A 25941-nucleotide genomic window follows, 5' to 3' on the forward strand; every position below is an offset into this window, starting at 1 on the left:
CTTTTTTCTGCAAGTTTTCCTGTCAGTCGATCCGCATGCAAAGTAGCAGTGAACTGTTTCCCGTAGCCTTGATGAGCGCCGAGTTTCGTGGCGATCTCAGCGAGGATGTTTATCGCCTCAAACCCTCAAACAGCCCGGATTTCAGCGTCGAGCTGGCGCTGACCCGCTTGGGCATGGCTGACCACGGTGAAGACCGGGGCGTGCCGGTCATTCTGATTCCGGGCAGCTTTTCCAACCGCCGCTTCTGGTATTCGCCCAAGTGCATTGGCTTGGGGCCGTATCTGGCGCGCGCGGGATTCGACGTGTGGATTGCCGAAATGCGTGGCCACGGCTTGTCGCCACGCAACCTCGACTACAACAACAACACCGTGGCCGACTACGCCCGCTACGACTTGCCGGCCATTGCCGCTTTCGTGCGCGAGCAGAGCGGGCAGGCGCCGCACTGGATTGGCCATTCGCTGGGTGGCATTACCTTGGCCGCCGCACTGGGTGGGCATTACCTGAGCGAAGACGACGTGGCGTCGGTGGCGCTATTCGGCAGCCAGGTCAGCCGCGTTTACTGGCCGCTGAAAATTCCGCCAGTGGAGTGGGGCGCACGCTTGCTGCTCAAGGGCGTTTCGGTGATTTCTGGTTCGCGCCTCAAGCGCGGCCCGGAGGACGAGCCGGTTGGCTTGATTCGCGAGAGCCTGCGCTGGCACCGCCTGTTTGGCCGTTTTGGTGAAGGGAAGAAAAACGACTGGTGGAAAGGGCTGGCCGAGGTCAACGTGCCCGTAATGGCAGTAACTGCCGACGGCGATGAGCAAGACCCGGCGTGGGGCTGCCGCAAGTTGCTGGAACAATTCGGCTCCGAGCAGCGCCGCTTTGTCTGCCTGGGCAAACGGCAAGGTTTCAGCGATGACTTCGGGCACGTCGAGATGCTAGTCAGCAAACAGGCGCAGGCCGAGGTCTGGCCGTTAGCCGAGCACTGGTTGCGCAATTTGCGCCTGCCCGCTGCGTTAGAACCTGTAGAAGCGCCTGCGCCGAGCGTTTCTTCGTTGCAGTGACACGGCTAAGATGTCGCCGTATCCAGTTTTGAGTCAGCGGTTTCCAGAACCTCACCAGGAGTTTTCCCATGCAATACGTCACTCCCGATTTGTGCGATGCGTACCCCGAGTTGGTGCAAGTGGTCGAGCCGATGTTCAGCAACTTCGGTGGCCGCGACTCGTTTGGCGGTGAAATCGTCACCATCAAGTGCTTCGAAGACAACTCGCTGGTTAAAGATCAGGTCGACCTGAACGGCAAGGGCAAAGTGCTGGTGGTGGACGGTGGCGGTTCGCTGCGCCGTGCATTGCTGGGCGACATGCTCGCGGAAAAGGCGGCTAAAAATGGCTGGGAAGGCTTGGTGATTTACGGCTGCATCCGTGACGTCGACGTCATCGCCCAAACCGAACTGGGCGTGCAGGCGCTGGCCACTCACCCAATGAAAACCGACAAGCGCGGCATTGGTGACCTCAACGTGGTGGTGACCTTCGGCGGCGTCACCTTCCGCCCGGGCGAGTACGTGTACGCCGACAACAACGGCATCATCGTTTCTCCGCAACCGCTCAGCATGCCGTCCTGATACGGCCATAAGACCCGGCGCAAGTCGGGTTTTTCTTTTAGGCTCGCGCCGCAGTAATAAAGAAGGAATGCCGAGGGAATGCACGAGGAAGACAACGCCCAATGGGGCCTGGTGCACGCGTTTGTGCTGGACGGCGAGGGTGGTGCGCGCGCCATTACGCGTCAGCAGCTCGACGTTATTCAGCTTGAGCCGGCGGAAAGTCTTTGGCTGCATTGGGATCGCGGTCACCCGCAAACCCACGCCTGGCTTCGCACCGACAGTGGTCTTAACGAATTCAGCTGCGATTTGCTGCTGGAGGAGAACACCCGCCCGCGTCTGCTTCCCTTGCCCAACGATGAGCTGCTGCTGTTTTTGCGTGGCGTGAACCTCAACCCGGGCGCCGAGCCGGAAGACATGGTGTCGGTGCGAATTTTCGCTGCCGCCCCAGCGCGTTATCTCGTTGCGACTGCGGCCGTTGCATGCGACCGAAGATCTGATTGCCGAACTTGATGCCGGCAAGGGGCCGAAAAGCGCCTCGGAACTGATGCTGTATATCGCGCAGCACATGACCGGCAAGGTGGACGCGCTGGTGATGGATTTGTCCGAGCTGGTCGATGCGCAGGAAGAGCGCGCCGATGCGGATGAGCGTTTTACGCCGGAGCATGGGCAGATGCTGCATATCCGCCGTCGCGCCGCCGGCTTGCGTCGGTTCCTAGCGCCGCAGCGTGACATTTATGCGCAACTCACCCGCAATAAGCTGCCCTGGTTCTGCAGCGACGATGCGGATTACTGGAACGAGCTGAACAACCTTCTGACTCGCTACCTCGAAGAGCTCGAGTTGATTCGCGAGCGGGTAGGGCTGGTGCTGGAAACCGAGAGCCGGCGCATGAGCGAGCGGATGAACCGCACCATGTACCGCTTCGGCATCATCACCGGTATTTTCCTGCCGATGAGTTTTCTGACCGGGCTGCTGGGCATCAACGTCGGCGGCATTCCGGGTTCCGAAAGCCCGTACGGTTTTCTTCTGGCGTGTGTGCTGATGGCATCGGTCGCGCTGGGACAATGGTGGCTTTTTCGCCGATTACGTTGGGTTTGATGTGACCCGGCAAAAATAGCCCGCGTCTAGCCCTGAGAAATCCTGAGGTGCGCATGCACGATCCATTCGAACAATCCCTGCGAGATCTGCTCAAGTCCTCGGCCACCAGCCACGACGATGACGCAACGTTGGGCCGCGTGTTGAAAACCGCCAATAGACAAGTGGGTGCCGGCGACCTGTTCGGCCTCATGGGCCGTTGCCTCGAAGCGCTGATGATCGCCGTGAACAAAGGCTCTGATCATGTCGCGCCGGTATCGCGCCGCGCCTCTTCCGCTCGTATGACCAAGAAGGCTGACTGAACATGGAACTCGATCTCTGGACCCAAAGCCTGAAAGAGGCAATGGCTGCGCTGTGGACCAAGGTTGCAGTGTTCATTCCCAACCTGTTCGTGGCGCTGATTTTGGTGTTGCTGGGGTTTGTGGTCGCCAAGCTGCTCGACACCTTGCTGTCGAAACTGCTCGGCAAAGTGGGCCTGGATCGCTTGATGGCAGGCACTGGCCTGACCAAGCTGATTGGCCGTGCGGGCATTCAAGTGCCGGTGTCGGCGCTGATTGGCAAGATCGTTTATTGGTTTGTGCTGCTGGTGTTTTTGGTGTCGGCGGCTGAGTCGCTTGGTCTGCAGCGCGTTTCCGCCACGCTGGATGTGCTGGCGCTGTACCTGCCAAAAGTCTTTGGCGCGGCACTGGTGCTGGTGATTGGTATTTTGCTGGCGCAACTGGTCAGTGGTCTGGTGCGCAGTGCAGCGGATGGCGTGGGTCTGGATTACGCCAATGGTCTGGCCCGCATCGCTCAGGGCCTGGTCATTATCCTCAGCATCTCGGTCGCTATCGGCCAGCTCGAAGTCAAAACTGATCTGCTCAACAACGTGATCGCCATCGTGCTGATTTCGGTTGGCCTGGCTGTGGCACTGGCGCTGGGCCTGGGCAGTCGGGACATCGCTGCGCAGATACTCGCCGGTATCTATGTGCGAGAGCTGTATGAGGTGGGGCAGCAGTTGAAAGTGGGTGAGGTGGAAGGGCAGATCGAGGAAATCGGTACGGTGAAAACTACCCTGCTGACGGATGACGGCGAGCTGGTTTCGCTGTCCAATCGCGAAATCCTTGAGCAACGGGTGAGCAGTCGCTAACGCGCCAATCCCTGCTAATGTATGCCGCCATCCTGAACTGCCTGAGGTTCAGGGCCTTGGCGGCTATCCACCAGACTGCCGGCCCGACTCGTTTTGAATAAAGCTCAATCGCTATCGTCCCGTTATGACCCCCGCGAGCTCTCGGACGAAGAGCTGGTGGCGCGTGCGCATGTGGAGTTGTTCCACATTACGCGGGCATATGAAGAGCTGATGCGTCGTTACCAGCGAACCCTATTTAACGTGTGTGCCCGTTATCTCGGAAACGACCGGGATGCCGACGACGTCTGTCAAGAAGTAATGTTGAAAGTTTTATATGGGTTGAAGAATTTCGAAGGCAAGTCAAAGTTCAAGACTTGGCTTTACAGCATTACCTACAACGAGTGCATTACCCAGTACCGTAAAGAACGTCGAAAAAGGCGTTTGTTGGACGCTTTAAGTTTGGATCCTTTGGAAGAAGCTTCCGAAGAAAAAGCGCCCATTGCCCAAGAGCCCGGCGGGCTGGACCGCTGGCTAGTCCATGTAAACCCCATAGACAGGGAGATTCTGGTGCTCCGATTTGTTGCCGAACTGGAGTTTCAGGAAATCGCCGACATCATGCATATGGGCTTGAGCGCAACCAAGATGCGTTATAAAAGAGCGCTCGACCGGTTGCGGGAAAAATTTTCCGGCGTTACCGAAACTTAGTTAGGTGAAATACCTCTAACCGACCAGGCGATTGCTGTTAGAATCGCCGCCTGAGTTGTCTTGCGTTTGTCAGACAACTTACTGACCACCAAGATAGGGATTTACGGATGAAATTTAAAAACACCTTAGGCGTTGTTATCGGCTCGCTGATCGCTGCTTCCTCTCTTCAGGCGTTGGCCCAAGGCCAAGGTGCAGTAGAAATCGAAGGCTTCGCGAAAAAAGAAATGTTCGACAGCGCTCGTGACTTCAAAAACAACGGCAACCTCTTCGGCGGTTCCGTTGGTTACTTCCTGACCGACGACGTTGAACTGCGTCTGGGCTACGACGAAGTTCACAACGCTCGCAGCGATGACGGCCGCAACATCAAAGGCTCGAACACCGCTCTGGACGCGCTGTACCACTTCAACGCTCCTGGCGACATGCTGCGCCCTTACGTTTCGGCCGGCTTCTCCGACCAGAGCATTGGCCAGAATGGCAATGGCGGTCGTAACGGCTCCACCTTCGCCAACCTGGGCGGCGGTGCCAAGGTGTATTTCACCGAGAACTTCTACGCCCGTGCTGGCGTTGAAGCTCAATACAACATCGACCAAGGCGACACCGAGTGGGCGCCAAGCGTTGGTATCGGCGTGAACTTCGGCGGCGGCAAGAAAGCAGCTGAGCCTGTAGCCGCTGCTGCTGCTCCAGAAGTTTGCTCGGACAGCGACAACGACGGCGTTTGCGATAATGTCGACAAGTGCCCAGGCACCGCTGCCAACGTAACTGTTGACGCTGATGGCTGCCCAGCCGTTGCTGAAGTTGTTCGCGTTGAACTGGACGTGAAATTCGACTTCGACAAATCGAAAGTCAAAGAAGAAAGCTATGGCGACATCAAGAACCTGGCTGACTTCATGAACCAGTACCCAGCGACTTCCACAACTGTTGAAGGTCACACTGACTCCGTTGGTACTGACGCTTACAACCAAAAACTGTCCGAGCGTCGTGCTAACGCCGTTCGTGAAGTTCTGGTTAACCAGTACGGTGTAGGTGGCGAGCGCGTTAACGCTGTTGGCTACGGTGAGTCTAAGCCGGTTGCTGACAACGCTACCGAAGCTGGCCGCGCTGTTAACCGTCGCGTAGAAGCTGAAGTTGAAGCCCAGGCTAAGTAATTAGCACGGTGTTTCAGAAAAGCCCGGCTTAGGCCGGGCTTTTCTTTGCCTGCGATTAAGTGCGCTGGTAGCCGGCGCGGTATGATTTAGGCCTTTCTTTAATTAATTAGGAGCTGTGCAAGTGGCGAGAGTGCGGTTCTTACTATTAACAAGTTGCGTGTTACTGCTGGTAGCCAGCTGTTCCTCGCGGGTGACTGTAGCGCCGCAAGTGCGTGCTTTGCCGGAGCGGGTCGAGCTGAACGCTGTACCGTTTTTCGCCGAAACCGCGTTTGAAGGTGCGCCAGGCGCGGTGGCAGAAATGCTGTCTCAGCAGAATGTGGTAACCACGCCGGGATTGGTCGCGAAGAAAATGCATTTGCCCGGCCAGGAATCAACGATCGAGAAAAATCTCACGCGCGTGGTTAATGAACATGGGTTGCTGGTGTATCCATTGTCTCCGCAACTGGCCGATGTGCTTGAGCAGGTCTCTGCAGGCTTTCCTGTGTTGGTTCGGATAGACGATGGCAGCTTTGTTTCGTCGCCACGGTATGCCGTGGTGGTGGGATATGACCGGGTCAAGCAGCGTTTACTGCTGCGCTCCGGCATGAGCCGCCGTCTGGTGATGAGCTTTAAGAGTTTCGAGTCGGCCTGGAAAGAGGTTGGCAATTGGGCGGTGCTGGTCCAAGCGCCGGCGCAATTGCCGGCTAATGTTGATCACCAGCGCTGGATGGCGGCCGCGTCGCAACTTGAACAGGTCGGTCAGAAACTGGCGGCCAGCAATGCCTATGAAGCGTTGAAAAGCGCGCCGCACTGAAAAAACGAAGCGATAAAAAACGGCGCCTCGATGGGCGCCGTTGTTGTTTGTGGCTCAAGTTAGAAGCCCAGCTTGTCGCGCAGGCTGTAGTACCAAGCACCCATCGCCGTAAATGGCACGCGCATCAGTTCGCCACCTGGGAATGGGTAGTGTGGAAGCCCGGCGAACGCATCGAAGCGTTCGGCCTGACCACGCAGCGACTCGGCCAAAATCTTGCCGGCCAGGTGGGTGTAGGTAACACCGTGGCCGCTGCAACCCTGGGAGTAATAGATGTTGTCGCCCAGGCGGCCTACTTGCGGAAGGCGCGACAAGGTCAGAAGGAAGTTGCCGGTCCAGGCGTAGTCGATCTTTACGTTCTTCAGCTGCGGGAAGGTTTTGATCAGCTTCGGCCGAATGATGGCTTCGATGTTGGCTGGGTCGCGGGCGCCGTAGACCACACCGCCGCCGAAGATAAGGCGTTTATCGCCACTGAGGCGGTAGTAGTCGAGCAGGTAGTTGCAGTCTTCAACGCAGTAATCCTGGGGTAGCAGGCTGCGGGCGACTTCGTCACTGAGCGGTTCTGTGGTGAGAACCTGCGTGCCGCACGGCATCGACTTGGCCGACAGTTCGGGAATCAAATTGCCTAGGTAAGCGTTGCCCGCAACAACAATGAACTTAGCCTTCACTCGGCCTTGCGGTGTGTGCACCACTGGGTTGGCGCCGCGTTCGATGCGTGTGGCAGGCGTTTGCTCATAAATGATGCCGCCCAGGGATTCGACCGCAGCCGCTTCGCCGAGCGCCAGGTTTAGCGGGTGGATGTGCCCGCCGCTCATGTCGAGCATGCCGCCGATGTAGTTCTCGGTATTTACCACTTCGCGGATGCGCGCGCCGTCCATCAGCTCAAGCTGGGTATGGCCGTAACGTTCCCAAAGTTTTTTCTGCGACTCTAGATGGCCCATCTGCTTTTTCGTGATGGCTGCGAAAACCCCGCCATCTTTTAAGTCGCACTGGATGTTGTAAGTCGCGATGCGCTCACGAATGATGCGGCCGCCTTCAAAGGCCATTTGTCCGAGGAGCTGGGCCTGCTTGGCGCCAACAGTGCGCTCGATGACATCGATATCGCGGCTGTAACTGTTAACAATCTGGCCGCCATTACGGCCCGATGCGCCAAAGCCGACTTTGGCTGCTTCTACGACTGTGACCTTGAAGCCATGTTCCAAGAGGAAGAGGGCGGTTGAAAGGCCGGTGTATCCGGCACCCACTACACAGACATCGGTTTCTACGTCGCCTACCAATTCGGGTCTGGCGGGAGCGGCATTTGCCGATGCGGCGTAGTAAGACTGCGGATAAGGAGTGTGTGCCATCTTGCAACCTCTGTTTTATATTTTTTACGAACCGGGCGATCCTACCTGAGTTAAAAATGCCCGGCTAGCCTCCGTGGGAAATATAAAACGCCGGCTTGAACAGTAAAAAATACGCTTTTTCAGGTAGTTAGGGAGAAAACAGTTGACTCTTCCACCTGCCTCCGTAGAATGCGCCTCCATTGCAGGCACGTAGCTCAGTTGGTTAGAGCACCACCTTGACATGGTGGGGGTCGTTGGTTCGAGTCCAATCGTGCCTACCAAATATAAAGGGTCACTTAGGTGACCCTTTTTTATTGGGCGCTTGTCAGGGCTGCGGCTTTCTGAAAGCATCCGAGGTCCACAAAATCTCCAGTGACTGCGGTTCGGTCAGGTCGGCCTTTGGGCTCCTGCCACTGTGAGGCGGGTACACCGCCGGATCGCGTACTGGCTCATCCCAACCCATGTGACCTTTGGTAGGGGTCACCACTAGGAGAGGAAGCGCCATGCCTGTTATTACTCTTCCCGACGGCAGTCAGCGTTCGTTCGATCACCCGGTTTCCGTAGCCGAGGTTGCTCAATCCATTGGCGCCGGCTTGGCTAAAGCCACCGTAGCCGGCAAGGTCAACGGCACGCTGGTCGACGCCTGCGACCTCATTAGCAGCGACGCCACCCTGCAGATCATCACGCCGAAAGACGAAGAGGGGCTCGAAATCATTCGCCACTCTTGCGCGCATTTGGTCGGTCATGCGGTTAAGCAGTTGTACCCCACTGCCCGCATGGTGATCGGTCCGGTGATCGACGAAGGCTTCTATTACGACATCGCCTATGAGCGTCCCTTTACGCTCGATGACCTTTCGGCAATTGAAGCGCGTATGCATCAACTGATCGATACCGAATACGACGTGGTCAAGAAGATGACCCCTCGTGCAGAGGTAATCGCTGAATTCACCGCGCGCGGCGAAGAGTACAAATTGCGTCTGGTTGATGACATGCCTGATACCCAGGAAATGGGTCTCTACTATCACCAGGAATACGTCGACATGTGCCGCGGTCCGCACGTGCCGAACACGCGTTTCCTTAAAGCGTTCAAGCTGACCAAGTTGTCCGGCGCTTACTGGCGCGGCGACGCAAAGAACGAGCAATTGCAGCGTGTATATGGCACCGCGTGGGCCGATAAGAAGCAGTTGGCCGCCTATGTTCAGCGTATTGAAGAAGCAGAAAAGCGCGATCACCGCAAAATCGGTAAACGCCTGAATCTGTTCCACACCCAGGAAGAAGCGCCGGGCATGGTGTTTTGGCACCCTAACGGCTGGACGCTTTACCAAGTGCTTGAGCAGTACATGCGCCAGATTCAGCGCGAGAATGGCTACCTCGAAATCAAGACGCCGCAGGTTGTGGATCGCAGTCTGTGGGAAAAGTCGGGGCATTGGGCGAACTACGCGGAAAACATGTTCACGACCGAATCGGAAAGTCGTGACTATGCCATCAAGCCAATGAACTGCCCGTGCCATGTGCAGGTGTTTAACCAAGGGCTTAAAAGCTACCGCGAGCTGCCGATGCGTCTTGCTGAGTTCGGCGCTTGCCACCGTAACGAACCGTCGGGTGCGCTGCACGGCATCATGCGAGTCCGGGCGTTCACTCAGGATGACGCGCACATCTTCTGTACTGAAGAGCAAATGCAGGCAGAATCCGCTGCGTTCATCAAGTTGACTCTCGACGTTTATGCAGACTTCGGTTTTACCGATATCCAGCTCAAGCTGTCGACGCGTCCTGAGAAGCGCGTTGGTTCGGATGAGTTGTGGGATCGCGCTGAGTCGGCGTTAGCGTCGGCACTTGAGAGCGCCGGTTTGCCCTATGATTTGCAGCCAGGCGAAGGCGCCTTCTACGGGCCGAAAATTGAATTTTCCCTGAAAGACTGCCTCGGCCGCGTTTGGCAGTGCGGCACGTTGCAGCTCGATTTCAACTTGCCTGTTCGTCTGGGTGCGGAGTTCGTGAGCGAAGACAACAGCCGCAAGCACCCGGTTATGCTTCACCGCGCGATTCTCGGTTCGTTTGAGCGCTTTATCGGGATGTTAATCGAGCACTACGAAGGTGCATTCCCGGCTTGGCTGGCGCCCATCCAGGCTGTAATTTTGAATATCACCGACAAGCAGGCTGATTTTGCGCTTGAAGTTGAAAAAACACTCAATCAAAGCGGGTTCCGTGCCAAGTCTGACTTGAGAAACGAAAAAATCGGCTTTAAAATCCGCGAGCATACTTTGCTCAAGGTTCCTTATCTCCTAGTTATCGGAGATCGGGAAGTTGAAACGCAAACTGTCGCTGTGCGTACGCGAGAAGGCGCAGATCTGGGCTCCATGCCCGTCGCCCAATTCGCAGCATTTCTTACGCAAGCGGTTTCCCGGCGTGGTCGCCAAGATTCGGAGTAATTATTATTAAGCGTGAAATGAGACAAGATAAACGAGCTGCACCGAAAGCCCCGATCAACGAGAATATCTCGGCACGCGAGGTTCGGTTAATTGGCGCTGACGGCGAGCAAATTGGCATCGTCTCGATTGATGAAGCGCTTAGAATCGCTGAAGAATCCAAGCTGGACCTGGTAGAGATTTCCGCTGATGCGGTTCCACCGGTCTGCCGCGTAATGGATTACGGCAAATCGATCTTCGAAAAGAAGAAACAGATTGCCGCAGCGAAGAAAAACCAGAAGCAGATTCAGGTAAAAGAAATTAAGTTTCGTCCAGGGACGGAAGAAGGGGATTACCAGGTAAAACTACGCAACCTGGTACGTTTCCTTAGTGATGGGGACAGGGCCAAGGTTTCATTGCGATTCCGCGGTCGTGAGATGGCGCATCAGGAGCTGGGCATGGAGTTGTTGAAGCGGGTTGAAGGTGACCTCGCTGAATACGGCACCGTTGAACAGCACCCGAAGATGGAAGGACGCCAACTTATCATGGTCATCGCCCCCAAAAAGAAGAAATAACCACCAGGGCACGGCAGGCCTTGCGGTTATGTTTATCAACTGAATGCGGAGTATCCGAACATGCCAAAAATGAAAACCAAAAGCGGTGCAGCTAAACGTTTCTTGAAAACCGCTACCGGTTTCAAGCACAAGCACGCTTTCAAGAGCCACATCCTGACCAAAATGTCGACCAAGCGTAAGCGTCATCTGCGCGGCAGCACCATGGTGCATCCGTCTGACGTGGCAAAGGTCGCGCGCATGCTGCGCGTTCGTTAATTTCGGTCAAGAATTAGAGGAAGTTACTCATGGCTCGTGTTAAGCGTGGCGTTGTTGCTCGCCGTCGTCACAAAAAAATTCTGAAACTCGCTAAAGGCTACTATGGCGCACGCTCACGCGTGTTCCGCGTTGCCAAGCAAGCGGTAATCAAGGCAGGCCAGTACGCCTACCGCGACCGTCGTCAGAAAAAGCGTCAATTCCGTGCTCTGTGGATCGCCCGTATCAACGCTGGCGCCCGCATCAACGGTTTGTCCTACAGCCGTTTCATCGCTGGCTTGAAAAAGGCAGCGATCGAGATCGACCGTAAGGTTTTGGCTGATCTGGCAGTGAACGAAAAAGCGGCGTTTGCTGCGATTGTCGAGAAAGCGAAAGCCGTTCTGGCTTAAGTCCCCGACAATCACCGGGCTCGCCCGGTGTTAAACGTCACCAATAGGGGAAGAGCCTTCAAGCTCTTCCCCTATTTCGTATCTGGAGTCTGTAAATGGAAAACCTGGATGCGCTGGTCTCTCAAGCACTAGAGGCCGTTCAGCGCGCAGAAGACGTCAATGCCCTGGAGCAGATCCGGGTTTTGTATCTCGGCAAGAAAGGCGAATTGACTCAGGTGATGAAAAGCCTGGGGAATATGTCTGCAGAGGATCGTCCCAAGGTCGGTGCGTTGATCAACGCCGCCAAGGATCGCGTTCAAGACTCGCTCAACAGTCGAAAGGATTTGCTCGAGCAAGCCGCGCTGAGCGCGAAGCTTGCTGCTGAGTTTATCGACGTAACTTTGCCAGGTCGCGGTCAGTCCTCTGGAGGGCTGCACCCTGTCACGCGCACGCTTGAGCGCATCGAGCAATTCTTCACTCGTATTGGCTACGGCATTGCCGAAGGTCCTGAGGTCGAAGACGACTACCATAATTTCGAGGCGCTCAACATTCCCGGCCATCACCCGGCGCGGGCAATGCATGACACCTTCTACTTCAACGCCAACATGTTGCTGCGCACTCACACCTCGCCTGTCCAGGTGCGCACCATGGAATCCCAGCAGCCACCGATCCGCATCGTCTGCCCGGGCCGGGTTTATCGTTGCGACTCCGATATCACGCACTCGCCGATGTTTCACCAAGTTGAAGGGCTGCTGGTCGATCAGGACATCAGCTTCGCAGACCTGAAAGGTACGATCGAAGAGTTCCTGCGAGTGTTTTTCGAAAAAGACCTCGGCGTGCGTTTCCGTCCCTCTTTCTTCCCGTTCACCGAGCCATCCGCTGAAGTCGACATGCAGTGCGTGATGTGCAGCGGTAAAGGTTGCCGTGTGTGTAAACAAACCGGCTGGCTCGAGGTTATGGGCTGCGGCATGGTTCACCCGAATGTGTTGCGCATGTCCGGCATCGACCCCGAGAAATACCAGGGCTTCGCGTTTGGTATGGGTGTTGAACGTCTGGCCATGCTGCGTTATGGCGTTAACGACTTGCGTCTGTTCTTCGACAACGACCTGCGATTCCTCGCGCAATTTCGCTAGGTCGCTTGCCCGTTAACGTTTTTTAGGAGAAGAGCAGAATGAAATTCAGCGAACAGTGGCTGCGTAGTTGGGTAAACCCGTCGGTTTCCCGTGATGAGTTAATAGCGCGTCTATCCATGGCCGGGCTTGAGGTCGACAGCGTTTCGTTGGTCGCCGGCGTATTCAGTGGTGTTGTGGTTGGCAAGGTCCTTGGCGCCGAGCAGCATCCCGACGCAGACAAGCTTCGCGTCTGCCAGGTCAGCAATGGCGTAGAGACGTTTCAAGTCGTGTGCGGCGCGCCAAATGTGCGAGCAGGACTTAAAGTGCCTTTCGCCATGATCGGCGCTGAGCTGCCGGACGATTTCAAAATCAAAAAAGCTAAGCTGCGAGGCGTCGAGTCTTACGGCATGCTCTGCTCGGCATCTGAGTTGCAAATCAGCGATGACAGCAGCGGTCTGATGGAGCTGGCAGCTGATGCGCCAGTTGGCCAAGACGTGCGCGCCTACCTCGGTCTGGACGACGCCAGTATAGAAGTCGATCTCACGCCCAACCGCGGCGACTGCTTGTCGCTTGCCGGATTGGCGAGGGAAGTCGGCGCGTTGTACGACACACCCGTCAGTCGTCTTGCAGTCGCGCTTGTTCCAGCTGTTCACGAACAGACGATTCCCGTCGAGGTTTCTGCTGTAAAAGCCTGTCCGCGGTACCTCGGTCGCGTTATCCGGAATGTTGACCTGAGCAAGCCGACGCCGCTCTGGATGGTTGAGCGCCTGCGTCGCTCCGATGTTCGCAGCATTGATGCTGCCGTAGACATCACGAACTACGTGATGTTGGAACTCGGACAGCCGATGCACGCGTTCGATTTGAACGAGCTCCAAGGCGGAATTCGGGTACGTATGGCCGAGGAGGGCGAAAAGCTGGTTCTTCTGGACGGTCAGGAAGTGGCGCTGCGAGCTGACACTCTAGTCATTGCCGATCACCAGCGCGCGTTGGCGATTGCTGGTGTTATGGGTGGCGAGCACAGTGGCGTCGCAACCAGTACGCGCGATCTGTTCCTGGAGAGTGCGTTCTTCGACACGATCGCCGTTGCCGGTAAGGCGCGGTCCTACGGTTTGCACACCGATGCCTCGCATCGCTTCGAGCGCGGCGTCGATTGGAACCTTGCCCGTGAGGCGATGGAGCGCGCTACAGGTCTGCTGCTTGAGATAGTCGGCGGTGAGCCCGGCCCGATAGTCGAGGTTGTCAGCCGCGAAGAATTGCCAACTACGGCAAACGTCACACTTCGCGCTGAGCGCGTGAATCAGATGCTTGGCATGGAAATGGATGGCGGAGAGATCGAGCGCCTGCTGACGGCGTTGGGCTTGCAGGTTAGCAATTCAGCAGCGGGGCAGTGGTCCGTAGTCGTTCCGAGTCATCGTTTCGACATTAGTCTCGAAGTTGACCTGATCGAAGAGTTGGGGCGTCTGTATGGTTACAACCGTCTTCCGGTTCGCTACCCGCAAGCGCGCCTGGCGCCACAACCTAAAGCCGAGGCAAGAGCCGAACTGCCCGCGCTGCGTCGGTTGTTAGTGGCTCGTGGTTATCAGGAAGCGATCACCTACAGCTTCATCGATCCTCACCAGTTCGCTTTGTTCACTCCCGGCGTCGAGCCTTTGATGTTGGCCAATCCCATTTCTTCGGATATGGCAGCAATGCGTTCCTCGCTGTGGCCAGGTTTGGTCAAAGCCGTTCAGCACAACCTGAATCGTCAGCAAACACGCGTGCGTTTGTTCGAAAGTGGCTTGCGTTTCGTGGGGCAGCTTGACGGCTTGAGGCAAGAGGCCATGTTGTCCGGCGTAATTTGCGGCTCGCGTCTGGCCGAAGGGTGGGCCCACGGTCGTGATACGGTCGATTTCTATGATGTGAAAGCTGACGTTGAAGCACTACTGGGCTTCTCGGGCGCCCAAGGTGCGTTCAATTTTGTTGCGGGCGAGCATCCGGCACTGCATCCAGGCCAGACCGCGCGGGTTGAGCGAGATGGCCAATTGGTTGGTTATATCGGTGCGCTTCATCCTGAGTTGGCGAAAACCCTCGGCATTGATCAACCGCTTTTCCTGTTCGAGCTGGTGTTGGCTGAAGTTGCGCAGGGTCTTTTACCCAAATTCCACGAGCTTTCGCGCTTCCCTGAAGTGCGCCGCGATCTGGCACTTTTGGTCGACCAAAGCATCGCTGCCGATGCGGTACTCGGCGCAATTCGCGAGGCGGCGGGCGAGTATCTAACTGACCTCAAGCTATTTGATGTGTATCACGGTAAAGGTATTGATCCGCATAGAAAAAGCTTGGCCGTCGGCTTGACCTGGCAACATCCATCGCGCACTCTTAATGATGAAGAGGTGAGCACTACAACTCAGAATATCCTTGCCTCGCTTGAAGAAAGGTTCAACGCCACGTTAAGGAAGTAGCGTATGGGGGCTCTGACGAAAGCTGAAATGGCCGAACGTCTGTACGAAGAGCTAGGCCTGAATAAACGGGAAGCCAAGGAATTGGTGGAGCTGTTTTTTGAGGAAATCCGTCAGGCGCTAGAGCTTAATGAGCAAGTGAAGTTGTCCGGTTTCGGCAATTTCGACTTGCGCGATAAGCGTCAGCGACCTGGCAGGAACCCGAAAACAGGGGAAGAAATTCCGATCACGGCAAGACGCGTGGTCACATTCCGCCCCGGGCAAAAATTAAAGGCCAGAGTTGAGGCTTATGCTGGAACCAAGTCATAACGACGAGTTACCGCCCATTCCCGGCAAGCGCTACTTCACTATTGGTGAAGTGAGCGAGCTGTGTGCGGTGAAGCCGCATGTGTTGCGTTACTGGGAGCAGGAATTTACCCAGCTCAACCCTATAAAGCGACGCGGCAATCGGCGGTACTACCAGCGACAGGATGTGCTGATGATTAGGCAGATTCGGGCTCTCTTGTACGAGCAAGGCTTCACAATCGGAGGAGCGCGGCAGCGGTTATCCGGAGATGAAGCTAAGGACGACACCACTCAGTACAAGCAGCTGATCCGCCAGATGATTGTAGAGTTAGAAGAAGTTTTGCTGGTGTTGCGTAAGTAATCGATTTCGCTAGAAAACTTCCACATTTCAAAAGCTTAGTGTATAGTCCACCCCGCTTTCGAGCAGTTTGGAAGAAATAAAGCTGTACCGTCGGGGCGTAGCGCAGTCCGGTAGCGCACTAGCATGGGGTGCTAGGGGTCGAGTGTTCGAATCACTCCGTCCCGACCATATTTATCTGAGAGATCCAGTCATTTTGCGGTGACTGGATTTTTTTATGGGTAAGTGTTTTTGCCCTGCCCGGCGGTCGTGGCGGGTGAGTATCGCGGCTGTTGCTAGTCGGGCGAGCGCATGGCGCCCGTGGTTAATGTCAAGTCCCGACAGTAAGCATGTTGGCGCCGCGTCATCAGGCTGGGAAGCGCGCTGGCCAATAATTAGCGATCCGCTTTCGGGGTGCCAAGTAAAGAAGGCCAGCTTAGCTGGCCTTTTTAGCGTTTTGAGACTGGCGTTATTCGCTTCGCTTCGTTGCATCAATGAAGGGAAGGGCGCTATTGGGAAGCATCGTTGTGGGCAGGGTGCCGTCCCAGCGTTCGGCCTTGGTGAGTTCCACCAAGTTTTGGTTGCTGGCAAGTGCTTGCGCTCTTGCTTTAATTGCATCTGCTTCCGCCTCGCCGCGCAACCGAGTTGCCTCGGCGTCGGCTTTGGCCTCGGCAAGCTTGGAGTCGGCTTCTGCTTGCGCCTGGGTCACGCGAATTTGAGCCTGGACCTGTTCGGTAGCTAGCATCTGCTCGCGGGTTTTTACTTCGACTTCAGCCTTCATTCGCAGAGCGATTGAGCGCTCGTAGTCGTCGCTAAAGTCAATGTTCTCCACCTGAACGCCGTCAATCACCACGGGGCCGTTGATCGACTCTTTAATAGCACGAGCCACATCAGCGACAAACTTGCCTCGTTGCTGGACGGCAGTAACAGCATTGTACTGGCCGAACACGTTCTCGACTTGCGTGGGAACTTGGCGACTGATCAGGCGGCTGACGAGCCCTTCAAGATCCTGGTACTGCGTGTAGACCTTGGAGACTTCGCCGGGCACCACGTGCCAGGAAACAGAAACCTGGAGGGTCGCGGTTTGTTGGTCCTTGCTGTAGGCCTGCAACTCTCTATAGGAAGTCGCCTGGCTTTGCACCGAAATGAACTTTACGGTTTCAATGAAGGGTGTCTTGAATGACAGGCCTGGCTCGACGACGCCAACCAGAGCGCCGTTTCGTAGAAGTACACCTCGCTCAGTCTCATCGACTGTGTACCAAGAACTGAAGAACACTCCAAGCATAACCAGCACTACTGCGACTATTCCGATCGCCTTGCTGTTGAGCCCCTGCATATCTCTTCCTTATATAGGTTTCGTGTAATCAGTCAGCATACGCTCCGCCGAACTCCGTAGCGTATAGGGAGTGCGCGGGTAGGTCTGCTAAATAAGTCGCTTCTGCTGAAGTGCGTTACCAGTGGGGTCTTTGAAGAATTTTCCAGGAATGCCTTGACGGCTTTTCCCAGGTGCTTATAATGCGCACCTCTTCCGGTGCGGAAGGCTCCTAAAAGTTCTTTCTAATCAATAGGTTAGATTGAAATTGAGGGTTGCAAAGCAGAGCGATCTGCGTAGAATGCGCCGGGCTGATGAGGTTGAAGGTTGGTCTTGTTGGTCGGTCGAGTAAGTTGATCGAAAAGCGGTAAATGAGGTGGTTGACAGCGGTTTGAAACGCTGTAGAATTCGCCTCCCGCTGACGAGAGACTGAAGTTGATCTGAAGCGCAAGCGGTTGAGTTTGAAAAGAAATTTTCGAAATCGCTTGACGGAATAAGAGGCTGCTGTAGAATGCGCGCCTCGGTTGAGACGAAAGGCTTAACCAACTGTTCTTTAACAACTGAATCAAGCAATTCGTGTGGGTGCTTGTGAGGTAAGACTGATAGTCACCAGATTATCAGCATCACAAGTAACACTCGTTAATTTGAGAGTTTTTTGCGATTGCTGAGCCAAGTTTAGGGTTTTCACAAAACCCAGATATGTTTGAACTGAAGAGTTTGATCATGGCTCAGATTGAACGCTGGCGGCAGGCCTAACACATGCAAGTCGAGCGGATGAGAGGAGCTTGCTCCTTGATTCAGCGGCGGACGGGTGAGTAATGCCTAGGAATCTGCCTATTAGTGGGGGACAACGTTTCGAAAGGAACGCTAATACCGCATACGTCCTACGGGAGAAAGCAGGGGACCTTCGGGCCTTGCGCTAATAGATGAGCCTAGGTCGGATTAGCTAGTTGGTGAGGTAATGGCTCACCAAGGCGACGATCCGTAACTGGTCTGAGAGGATGATCAGTCACACTGGAACTGAGACACGGTCCAGACTCCTACGGGAGGCAGCAGTGGGGAATATTGGACAATGGGCGAAAGCCTGATCCAGCCATGCCGCGTGTGTGAAGAAGGTCTTCGGATTGTAAAGCACTTTAAGTTGGGAGGAAGGGTTGTAGATTAATACTCTGCAATTTTGACGTTACCGACAGAATAAGCACCGGCTAACTCTGTGCCAGCAGCCGCGGTAATACAGAGGGTGCAAGCGTTAATCGGAATTACTGGGCGTAAAGCGCGCGTAGGTGGTTCGTTAAGTTGGATGTGAAATCCCCGGGCTCAACCTGGGAACTGCATTCAAAACTGTCGAGCTAGAGTATGGTAGAGGGTGGTGGAATTTCCTGTGTAGCGGTGAAATGCGTAGATATAGGAAGGAACACCAGTGGCGAAGGCGACCACCTGGACTGATACTGACACTGAGGTGCGAAAGCGTGGGGAGCAAACAGGATTAGATACCCTGGTAGTCCACGCCGTAAACGATGTCGACTAGCCGTTGGGGTCCTTGAGACTTTAGTGGCGCAGCTAACGCATTAAGTCGACCGCCTGGGGAGTACGGCCGCAAGGTTAAAACTCAAATGAATTGACGGGGGCCCGCACAAGCGGTGGAGCATGTGGTTTAATTCGAAGCAACGCGAAGAACCTTACCTGGCCTTGACATGCTGAGAACTTTCCAGAGATGGATTGGTGCCTTCGGGAACTCAGACACAGGTGCTGCATGGCTGTCGTCAGCTCGTGTCGTGAGATGTTGGGTTAAGTCCCGTAACGAGCGCAACCCTTGTCCTTAGTTACCAGCACGTTATGGTGGGCACTCTAAGGAGACTGCCGGTGACAAACCGGAGGAAGGTGGGGATGACGTCAAGTCATCATGGCCCTTACGGCCAGGGCTACACACGTGCTACAATGGTCGGTACAAAGGGTTGCCAAGCCGCGAGGTGGAGCTAATCCCATAAAACCGATCGTAGTCCGGATCGCAGTCTGCAACTCGACTGCGTGAAGTCGGAATCGCTAGTAATCGTGAATCAGAACGTCACGGTGAATACGTTCCCGGGCCTTGTACACACCGCCCGTCACACCATGGGAGTGGGTTGCACCAGAAGTAGCTAGTCTAACCTTCGGGAGGACGGTTACCACGGTGTGATTCATGACTGGGGTGAAGTCGTAACAAGGTAGCCGTAGGGGAACCTGCGGCTGGATCACCTCCTTAATCGACGACATCAGCTTCCTTATAAGCTCCCACACGAATTGCTTGATTCATTGCGAAAGACGATAGGGTCGTCCTAGAGGTTTTAGGAGGATCAGTGACGAGTTGTCAGCCTAGTAGCCCGAACAATTGGGTCTGTAGCTCAGTTGGTTAGAGCGCACCCCTGATAAGGGTGAGGTCGGCAGTTCGAATCTGCCCAGACCCACCAATTGTTGTGGAAGAAGCCTCAGATACGGGGCCATAGCTCAGCTGGGAGAGCGCCTGCCTTGCACGCAGGAGGTCAACGGTTCGATCCCGTTTGGCTCCACCACGACGACATGTAGAGTTCAGAATTGAGTATTCGCCTGTTGGTTGAATATTGAATTCTGGTCTTTGACTAGAAAGTATTATCGTTCTTTAAAAATTTGGGTATGTGATAGAAAGATAGACTGGATAGCACTTTCACTGGTGTTTATTCAGGCTAAGGTAAAATTTGTGAGTTCTCTTGAGAGATCAAGAGTATTTCGAATTTTCGGCGAATGTCGTCTTCATAGTATAACCAGATTGCTTGGGGTTATATGGTCAAGTGAAGAAGCGCATACGGTGGATGCCTTGGCAGTCAGAGGCGATGAAAGACGTGGTAGCCTGCGAAAAGCTTCGGGGAGTCGGCAAACAGACTTTGATCCGGAGATGTCTGAATGGGGGAACCCACTTAACATAAGTTAAGTATCTTGCACTGAATACATAGGTGTAAGAAGCGAACCAGGGGAACTGAAACATCTAAGTACCCTGAGGAAAAGAAATCAACCGAGATTCCCTTAGTAGTGGCGAGCGAACGGGGACTAGCCCTTAAGTTGATTTGAGATTAGCGGAACGCTCTGGAAAGTGCGGCCATAGTGGGTGATAGCCCTGTACGCGAAAATCTCTTATCAATGAAATCGAGTAGGACGGAGCACGAGAAACTTTGTCTGAATATGGGGGGACCATCCTCCAAGGCTAAATACTACTGACTGACCGATAGTGAACTAGTACCGTGAGGGAAAGGCGAAAAGAACCCCGGAGAGGGGAGTGAAATAGATCCTGAAACCGTATGCGTACAAGCAGTGGGAGCCCACTTTGTTGGGTGACTGCGTACCTTTTGTATAATGGGTCAGCGACTTATATTCAGTGGCGAGCTTAACCGAATAGGGGAGGCGTAGCGAAAGCGAGTCTTAATAGGGCGTTTAGTCGCTGGGTATAGACCCGAAACCGGGCGATCTATCCATGGGCAGGTTGAAGGTTGGGTAACACTAACTGGAGGACCGAACCGACTACCGTTGAAAAGTTAGCGGATGACCTGTGGATCGGAGTGAAAGGCTAATCAAGCTCGGAGATAGCTGGTTCTCCTCGAAAGCTATTTAGGTAGCGCCTCGTGTATCACTGCTGGGGGTAGAGCACTGTTTCGGCTAGGGGGTCATCCCGACTTACCAAACCGATGCAAACTCCGAATACCAGCAAGTGCGAGCACGGGAGACACACGGCGGGTGCTAACGTCCGTCGTGAAAAGGGAAACAACCCAGACCGTCAGCTAAGGTCCCAAAGTCATGGTTAAGTGGGAAACGATGTGGGAAGGCTTAGACAGCTAGGAGGTTGGCTTAGAAGCAGCCACCCTTTAAAGAAAGCGTAATAGCTCACTAGTCGAGTCGGCCTGCGCGGAAGATGTAACGGGGCTCAAACCATGCACCGAAGCTACGGGTATCACTTAGGTGATGCGGTAGAGGAGCGTTCTGTAAGCCTGTGAAGGTGAGTTGAGAAGCTTGCTGGAGGTATCAGAAGTGCGAATGCTGACATGAGTAACGACAATGGGTGTGAAAAACACCCACGCCGAAAGACCAAGGTTTCCTGCGCAACGTTAATCGACGCAGGGTTAGTCGGTCCCTAAGGCGAGGCTGAAAAGCGTAGTCGATGGAAAACAGGTTAATATTCCTGTACTTCTAGTTATTGCGATGGGGGGACGGAGAAGGCTAGGCCAGCTTGGCGTTGGTTGTCCAAGTTTAAGGTTGTAGGCTGACTGCTTAGGTAAATCCGGGCGGTTAAGGCTGAGAACTGATGACGAGTGCTCATTAGAGCGCGAAGTGGTTGATGCCATGCTTCCAAGAAAAGCCTCTAAGCTTCAGATAACTAGGAACCGTACCCCAAACCGACACAGGTGGTTGGGTAGAGAATACCAAGGCGCTTGAGAGAACTCGGGTGAAGGAACTAGGCAAAATGGCACCGTAACTTCGGGAGAAGGTGCGCCGGTGAGGGTGAAGCATTTACTGCGTAAGCTCATGCCGGTCGAAGATACCAGGCCGCTGCGACTGTTTATTAAAAACACAGCACTCTGCAAACACGAAAGTGGACGTATAGGGTGTGACGCCTGCCCGGTGCCGGAAGGTTAATTGATGGGGTTAGCTAACGCGAAGCTCTTGATCGAAGCCCCGGTAAACGGCGGCCGTAACTATAACGGTCCTAAGGTAGCGAAATTCCTTGTCGGGTAAGTTCCGACCTGCACGAATGGCGTAACGATGGCGGCGCTGTCTCCACCCGAGACTCAGTGAAATTGAAATCGCTGTGAAGATGCAGTGTATCCGCGGCTAGACGGAAAGACCCCGTGAACCTTTACTATAGCTTTGCACTGGACTTTGAATTTGCTTGTGTAGGATAGGTGGGAGGCTTTGAAGCGTGGACGCCAGTTCGCGTGGAGCCAATCTTGAAATACCACCCTGGCAACTTTGAGGTTCTAACTCTGGTCCGTTATCCGGATCGAGGACAGTGTATGGTGGGTAGTTTGACTGGGGCGGTCTCCTCCTAAAGAGTAACGGAGGAGTACGAAGGTGCGCTCAGACCGGTCGGAAATCGGTCGTAGAGTATAAAGGCAAAAGCGCGCTTGACTGCGAGACAGACACGTCGAGCAGGTACGAAAGTAGGTCTTAGTGATCCGGTGGTTCTGTATGGAAGGGCCATCGCTCAACGGATAAAAGGTACTCCGGGGATAACAGGCTGATACCGCCCAAGAGTTCATATCGACGGCGGTGTTTGGCACCTCGATGTCGGCTCATCACATCCTGGGGCTGAAGCCGGTCCCAAGGGTATGGCTGTTCGCCATTTAAAGTGGTACGCGAGCTGGGTTTAGAACGTCGTGAGACAGTTCGGTCCCTATCTGCCGTGGACGTTTGAGATTTGAGAGGGGCTGCTCCTAGTACGAGAGGACCGGAGTGGACGAACCTCTGGTGTTCCGGTTGTCACGCCAGTGGCATCGCCGGGTAGCTATGTTCGGAATAGATAACCGCTGAAAGCATCTAAGCGGGAAACTAGCCTCAAGATGAGATCTCACTGGGATCTTGAATCCCCTAAAGGGCCGTCGAAGACTACGACGTTGATAGGTGGGGTGTGTAAGCGTTGTGAGGCGTTGAGCTAACCCATACTAATTGCCCGTGAGGCTTGACCATATAACACCCAAGCAATTTGCTTAGCGCAAATTGACGGTGTGAAGACGATACAAACCGAAAATTCGGCAAACACACAAATTACCCGCAACACCATCACATACCCAATTTGGAGCTGCGCTAACGCGACGCTCCACCCGAATTGCTTGACGACCATAGAGCGTTGGAACCACCTGATCCCATCCCGAACTCAGTAGTGAAACGACGCATCGCCGATGGTAGTGTGGGGTCTCCCCATGTGAGAGTAGGTCATCGTCAAGCTTAAATTCCAAACCCCCTACTCGTGAAAACGGGTAGGGGGTTTGTTTTTGGGCCAAGAAAAGTGAGGCGAGGGCAGCGGTCTAGATTAAATCTTCGTCTGAACAGCTCATCTATCTGTATTGAAAAGCTGTCCAAGCGAAATGCAGGGTTTAGCTAAGCCAGTTAACTTTGCTGAACTTGCCAAAGAAGTCTTCAGGCATCGAGACTACTTTCGAAACGCTGTAATCGAAGAACACAAACCCTGATTTTGCCATCGCTATCAAGCTGCCATTTGCTGGCCGAGTGATACGGAACGTGATATCGCCGCCGTATTTGTTGAAGTCCATTACCCCCACTTCAAACAGCAATTGATCGCGGGCGTGCGCTTCAGCTTTATAGGTTGTGGCGAGGTCGGTGACGATGATCCCGAGTCCCGTGCCATTGGTTTCTTGAATGCCGAAGTCAAACAAGAACCGCGCCCGCGCCTCCGAAATCATGGAAATCATCGAGTCGTTGCCCAAATGGTTTCCCGCATTGATATCGGTGACACGAACGGTCAAATGTGTGCTGTAGCAAAACTGGTCTTCAGGAAATGCAAGTTGCAGGCGGGCCATTTCAGTCTCTATGAGCGTTTGCGAAAGTAGAACCATTTTACGGCTCCATCGCGGTCAATAGCAGCCTGCCCGCAAATACAGCGATTATTGATGAACGCTGTTAAGCCAGTAAAACGTAACCCGGCCGCCTTCATCCGCAGGTCCATAGTTGTCCTGAATGTACGCGCCTGCCTTGAAGTAAAAGCGCTGGTTGCCCCAGTAGCCGCTGAGTTGACGATAGTAGGAGCCGGTATCGTTATCTTTGCTTTGAACTCGTATACCGAGCTTTCCCGAAGGCGTGAGGCGCAGGTCATAGCTGAACCGCTCGTTCAGTTGCACATTCTCAGCGAGCAGGATGTTTTCCACCGCGCTGTCGCCGGGACGCTTACGCAGCAAAGCTTCCAGCCGGCCAACACCTCTCAGATAGTGATACTGCAGTTTGAGCAGCGGATCGTTCTGACTGCCAGGTTGGTCGTCGCTATGGATTTGCCCAATCACTATTTTGCCTTTGCTGGGCACTTGGTTAACCGTGAGCACGGCACTGAGGTAGTTATCCGCAGTTTGGTACGGCCAATAACTCAGCGTCCCGTCTGTCTGAGTTTCCCTTAGTTCAGCGCGTGGATAATGGGCGTCTTCGGTGGTCGATCCGGAAACCGGAACCCAGAAGGTGACGCTGCCATCGGAATGACGGCGAAAATACTGGCTTTGGTAACCGTTGTTGAGGCGGGCGGTGTCGATGGCTGTTGCAGATTCGGTGGCGGGTACGGCGAGATTCCAGGTGGTCAGATCAATCATTAACTGTCCTTAACGCAAGTGAGGAAAGCCCCCCTTGGGTTACCCGGTTCAGGACAAGTTCAGCGCGGCAGGATGAGCGGCTACGGTTATTCAACGGTAGCCGCTATGGGTTCTACGACTCGACTTTCGCCTTAGCGAGCAGCCCATCAGCGCGAAACATGGCCTTGATCCCCCGCACAGCTTGGCGGATGCGGTCCTGGTTCTCGATCAGGGCGAAGCGCACGTGATCGTCACCGTAATCGCCAAAACCCAGCCCAGGCGACACACACACCTTCGCCTCAGCCAGCAGCTTCTTCGCAAACTCAAGCGAGCCGAGTTTGGCGTAGGGCTCCGGAATTTTTGCCCACACGTACATGGAAGCCTTAGGGTTATCCACCATCCAGCCCGCCTCATGAAGGCCACGCACCAATACATCGCGACGCTGCTGATAATTGGCGGTGATTTCGTGCACGCATGTCTGATCGCCTTCCAGCGCAGCGATCGCCGCCACCTGCAACGGCGTGAAGGTGCCGTAGTCGTGGTAACTCTTGATGCGGGCGAGGGCGTTCACCAGTTCAGGGTTGCCGACCATAAAGCCAATGCGCCACCCGGCCATGTTGTAGCTTTTGGACAGCGTGAAGAACTCCACCGCTATATCCTTGGCGCCGGGCACTTGCATGATCGATGGTGCTTTCCAACCGTCGTAGACGATATCGGCGTAGGCCAGGTCGTGCACCACCAGCACGTTGTACTGCTTGGCGAGCGTGATGATGCGTTCGAAAAAGTCCAGCTCCACGCACTGCGCGGTAGGGTTGGAGGGGAAGCCAATGATCAGCATTTTTGGTTTCGGAATACTTTCCCGAATGGCGCGCTCCACTTCGGCGAAGAAATCAACGCCAGGCACCAGCGGTACCGAGCGCACCTGAGCGCCAGCGATGACCGCACCGTAAATATGAATCGGATAACTTGGGTTAGGCACCAGCACCGTATCGCCCTGATCCAGCGTGGCCAGCATCAGATGCGCCAAACCCTCTTTGGAACCAATGGTGACGATGGCTTCGTTTTCCGGGTCGATGTCGACCTGGTAGCGATCCTTGTACCAGCGCGAAATTGCCCGGCGCAGGCGCGGAATGCCGCGTGAAGTCGAGTAGCCGTGCGTGTCTTCACGCTGAGCAACCTGTACGAGCTTTTCCACGATATGGGGCGGGGTAGCGCCATCCGGGTTGCCCATACTTAGGTCGATGATGTCCTCGCCGCGGCGACGGGCCGCCATCTTCAGCTCAGCTGTGATGTTGAAAACATAAGGGGGGAGACGATCGATGCGCGCGAAACGGCGCGAAGCTTGTTCAGCCATGTGTTCCTCGAAGACGTAAGCGCCCGGAACCGTCCGAGCGACGTTGGCCAGTGCGCTGGCCAGTCGCGAAGATAAGTGGCGCCGTTACGCTTGTCGAGAGGGCATCGAAAATTTCAACTGTCTGTACCGCATGAGTAGCTCTCGCTCACCCCAACGCACGATCAGCGTTCCAGCATCTGCTTCACGGATGACTGCGGAATCTGTTGCTTGCGTCCTTCGCTGTCTTCGAACTCCAGCATTCCGGTATCTTCGTCCAAGTCCGGTTTGCCATCGCTGGTGAGCATCTGGCCGTCAGTGGTGGTGATGATGTATTCGCTTGAGCAACCCGACAGGCTAAGCAGGCAAAATGCGGCAAAAATCCAATGTTTCATGGTGAGCTCCCCAATCGGTAAATGAGAGCGCGCTTCAAGGCCGCGCCACGGTTGTTACCCTAGCAGCACTCGAGCGCTGCGCCAGCGCAGGCATAAAAAAG

21 protein-coding genes, 4 tRNA genes, 3 rRNA genes and 1 pseudogene are annotated in these 25941 nt (G+C 54.9%); 23 read left to right on the forward strand and 6 right to left on the reverse strand.

The window, feature by feature from the left end; all coding sequences use genetic code 11:
• Positions 1–35: 35 nt before the first annotated feature.
• From ACZZZU_RS21505 to ACZZZU_RS21540, 8 genes and pseudogenes are all read left to right on the forward strand, one after another.
• On the forward strand, positions 36–1043 hold the full coding sequence (locus ACZZZU_RS21505; protein WP_463551762.1) for an alpha/beta fold hydrolase: 1008 nt from the start codon (positions 36–38) through the stop codon (positions 1041–1043).
• Positions 1044–1111: 68 nt separating this feature from the next.
• Positions 1112–1600 (forward strand): ribonuclease E activity regulator RraA, encoded by a 489-nt coding sequence (gene rraA, locus ACZZZU_RS21510; protein ID WP_122492485.1) that lies wholly within the window; start codon positions 1112–1114, stop codon positions 1598–1600.
• A gap of 78 nt (positions 1601–1678) precedes the next feature.
• A pseudogene (locus ACZZZU_RS21515) lies at positions 1679–2675 on the forward strand (zinc transporter ZntB).
• 53 nt (positions 2676–2728) lie between these two features.
• A complete protein-coding gene (locus tag ACZZZU_RS21520) occupies positions 2729–2974 on the forward strand; it encodes a CrfX protein (RefSeq protein ID WP_463551763.1) in 246 nt (81 codons plus the stop codon).
• A gap of 2 nt (positions 2975–2976) precedes the next feature.
• Positions 2977–3801, forward strand: a complete 825-nt coding sequence (locus tag ACZZZU_RS21525; RefSeq protein ID WP_122492482.1) for a mechanosensitive ion channel family protein — start codon at positions 2977–2979, stop codon at positions 3799–3801.
• Between the two features lie 93 nt (positions 3802–3894).
• The gene (sigX, locus tag ACZZZU_RS21530; RefSeq protein ID WP_122492481.1) at positions 3895–4485 is read left to right on the forward strand and encodes an RNA polymerase sigma factor SigX; all 591 of its coding nucleotides are present in this window, start codon (positions 3895–3897) and stop codon (positions 4483–4485) included.
• A gap of 107 nt (positions 4486–4592) precedes the next feature.
• Positions 4593–5630, forward strand: a complete 1038-nt coding sequence (locus ACZZZU_RS21535; protein WP_122492480.1) for an OmpA family protein — start codon at positions 4593–4595, stop codon at positions 5628–5630.
• Between the two features lie 298 nt (positions 5631–5928).
• On the forward strand, positions 5929–6423 hold the full coding sequence (locus ACZZZU_RS21540) for a peptidase C39 family protein (protein ID WP_463551764.1): 495 nt from the start codon (positions 5929–5931) through the stop codon (positions 6421–6423).
• A gap of 59 nt (positions 6424–6482) precedes the next feature.
• On the opposite strand, the gene ACZZZU_RS21545 is transcribed toward ACZZZU_RS21540, so the two are convergent.
• Complete coding sequence (locus tag ACZZZU_RS21545) at positions 6483–7766, reverse strand: NAD(P)/FAD-dependent oxidoreductase (protein WP_122492478.1); 1284 nt, start codon at positions 7764–7766, stop codon at positions 6483–6485.
• Between the two features lie 183 nt (positions 7767–7949).
• Between ACZZZU_RS21545 and ACZZZU_RS21550 the strand changes: the two genes are divergently transcribed.
• The 10 genes from ACZZZU_RS21550 to ACZZZU_RS21595 all read left to right on the forward strand — a co-directional run bounded on the left by ACZZZU_RS21550 (position 7950) and on the right by ACZZZU_RS21595 (position 15703).
• Positions 7950–8026, forward strand: a tRNA-Val gene (locus tag ACZZZU_RS21550).
• Between the two features lie 222 nt (positions 8027–8248).
• Positions 8249–10171: a threonine--tRNA ligase gene (thrS, locus tag ACZZZU_RS21555; RefSeq protein ID WP_463551765.1), complete on the forward strand. Its 1923-nt coding sequence runs from the start codon at positions 8249–8251 to the stop codon at positions 10169–10171.
• A complete protein-coding gene (gene infC, locus ACZZZU_RS21560; protein WP_206000741.1) occupies positions 10171–10722 on the forward strand; it encodes a translation initiation factor IF-3 in 552 nt (183 codons plus the stop codon). The genes thrS and infC overlap by 1 nt, the downstream gene beginning before the upstream one ends.
• A 60-nt stretch (positions 10723–10782) precedes the next feature.
• Positions 10783–10977, forward strand: coding sequence for a 50S ribosomal protein L35 (gene rpmI / locus ACZZZU_RS21565; RefSeq protein WP_042552869.1), 195 nt, complete (start codon positions 10783–10785; stop codon positions 10975–10977).
• Positions 10978–11006: 29 nt separating this feature from the next.
• Positions 11007–11363 (forward strand): 50S ribosomal protein L20, encoded by a 357-nt coding sequence (gene rplT, locus ACZZZU_RS21570; RefSeq protein ID WP_108096687.1) that lies wholly within the window; start codon positions 11007–11009, stop codon positions 11361–11363.
• A 95-nt stretch (positions 11364–11458) separates the two neighbouring features.
• Positions 11459–12475 (forward strand): phenylalanine--tRNA ligase subunit alpha, encoded by a 1017-nt coding sequence (pheS, locus tag ACZZZU_RS21575; protein WP_122492475.1) that lies wholly within the window; start codon positions 11459–11461, stop codon positions 12473–12475.
• A 38-nt stretch (positions 12476–12513) separates the two neighbouring features.
• Positions 12514–14892, forward strand: coding sequence for a phenylalanine--tRNA ligase subunit beta (gene pheT, locus ACZZZU_RS21580; protein WP_463551766.1), 2379 nt, complete (start codon positions 12514–12516; stop codon positions 14890–14892).
• 3 nt (positions 14893–14895) lie between these two features.
• Positions 14896–15198 (forward strand): integration host factor subunit alpha, encoded by a 303-nt coding sequence (ihfA, locus tag ACZZZU_RS21585; protein WP_003243414.1) that lies wholly within the window; start codon positions 14896–14898, stop codon positions 15196–15198.
• A complete protein-coding gene (locus ACZZZU_RS21590; RefSeq protein ID WP_122492473.1) occupies positions 15179–15535 on the forward strand; it encodes a MerR family transcriptional regulator in 357 nt (118 codons plus the stop codon). Before ihfA ends, ACZZZU_RS21590 begins: the two co-directional genes overlap by 20 nt.
• Positions 15536–15626: 91 nt before the next feature.
• Positions 15627–15703 (forward strand) — tRNA-Pro (locus tag ACZZZU_RS21595).
• 277 nt (positions 15704–15980) lie between these two features.
• On the opposite strand, the gene ACZZZU_RS21600 is transcribed toward ACZZZU_RS21595, so the two are convergent.
• A complete protein-coding gene (locus tag ACZZZU_RS21600) occupies positions 15981–16847 on the reverse strand; it encodes an SPFH domain-containing protein (protein WP_122492472.1) in 867 nt (288 codons plus the stop codon).
• A gap of 681 nt (positions 16848–17528) precedes the next feature.
• On the opposite strand from ACZZZU_RS21600, the gene ACZZZU_RS21605 reads away from it, so the two are divergent.
• The 5 genes from ACZZZU_RS21605 to rrf all read left to right on the forward strand — a co-directional run bounded on the left by ACZZZU_RS21605 (position 17529) and on the right by rrf (position 22769).
• A 16S ribosomal RNA gene (locus ACZZZU_RS21605) occupies positions 17529–19065 on the forward strand.
• 128 nt (positions 19066–19193) lie between these two features.
• Positions 19194–19270: transfer RNA gene (locus ACZZZU_RS21610), tRNA-Ile, on the forward strand.
• 26 nt (positions 19271–19296) lie between these two features.
• A tRNA-Ala gene (locus ACZZZU_RS21615) sits at positions 19297–19372 on the forward strand.
• A gap of 249 nt (positions 19373–19621) precedes the next feature.
• A 23S ribosomal RNA gene (locus tag ACZZZU_RS21620) occupies positions 19622–22511 on the forward strand.
• A 142-nt stretch (positions 22512–22653) separates the two neighbouring features.
• Positions 22654–22769, forward strand: a 5S ribosomal RNA gene (gene rrf, locus ACZZZU_RS21625).
• Together the 16S, 23S and 5S rRNA genes with 2 tRNA genes alongside form the textbook arrangement of a ribosomal RNA operon.
• 149 nt (positions 22770–22918) lie before the next feature.
• Here the strand turns inward: rrf and ACZZZU_RS21630 are convergent.
• The 4 genes from ACZZZU_RS21630 to ACZZZU_RS21645 form a co-directional block, all read right to left on the reverse strand.
• Positions 22919–23362, reverse strand: coding sequence for a thioesterase family protein (locus ACZZZU_RS21630; RefSeq protein ID WP_463551767.1), 444 nt, complete (start codon positions 23360–23362; stop codon positions 22919–22921).
• Between the two features lie 84 nt (positions 23363–23446).
• A complete protein-coding gene (locus ACZZZU_RS21635) occupies positions 23447–24136 on the reverse strand; it encodes a polysaccharide lyase family 7 protein (protein ID WP_463551768.1) in 690 nt (229 codons plus the stop codon).
• A 112-nt stretch (positions 24137–24248) separates the two neighbouring features.
• A complete protein-coding gene (gene alaC, locus ACZZZU_RS21640; protein ID WP_463551769.1) occupies positions 24249–25469 on the reverse strand; it encodes an alanine transaminase in 1221 nt (406 codons plus the stop codon).
• Between the two features lie 161 nt (positions 25470–25630).
• Positions 25631–25840, reverse strand: a complete 210-nt coding sequence (locus ACZZZU_RS21645) for a YgdI/YgdR family lipoprotein (RefSeq protein WP_122496630.1) — start codon at positions 25838–25840, stop codon at positions 25631–25633.
• Positions 25841–25941: the final 101 nt, after the last annotated feature.

Source organism: Pseudomonas sp. AC136, from assembly GCF_979258585.1.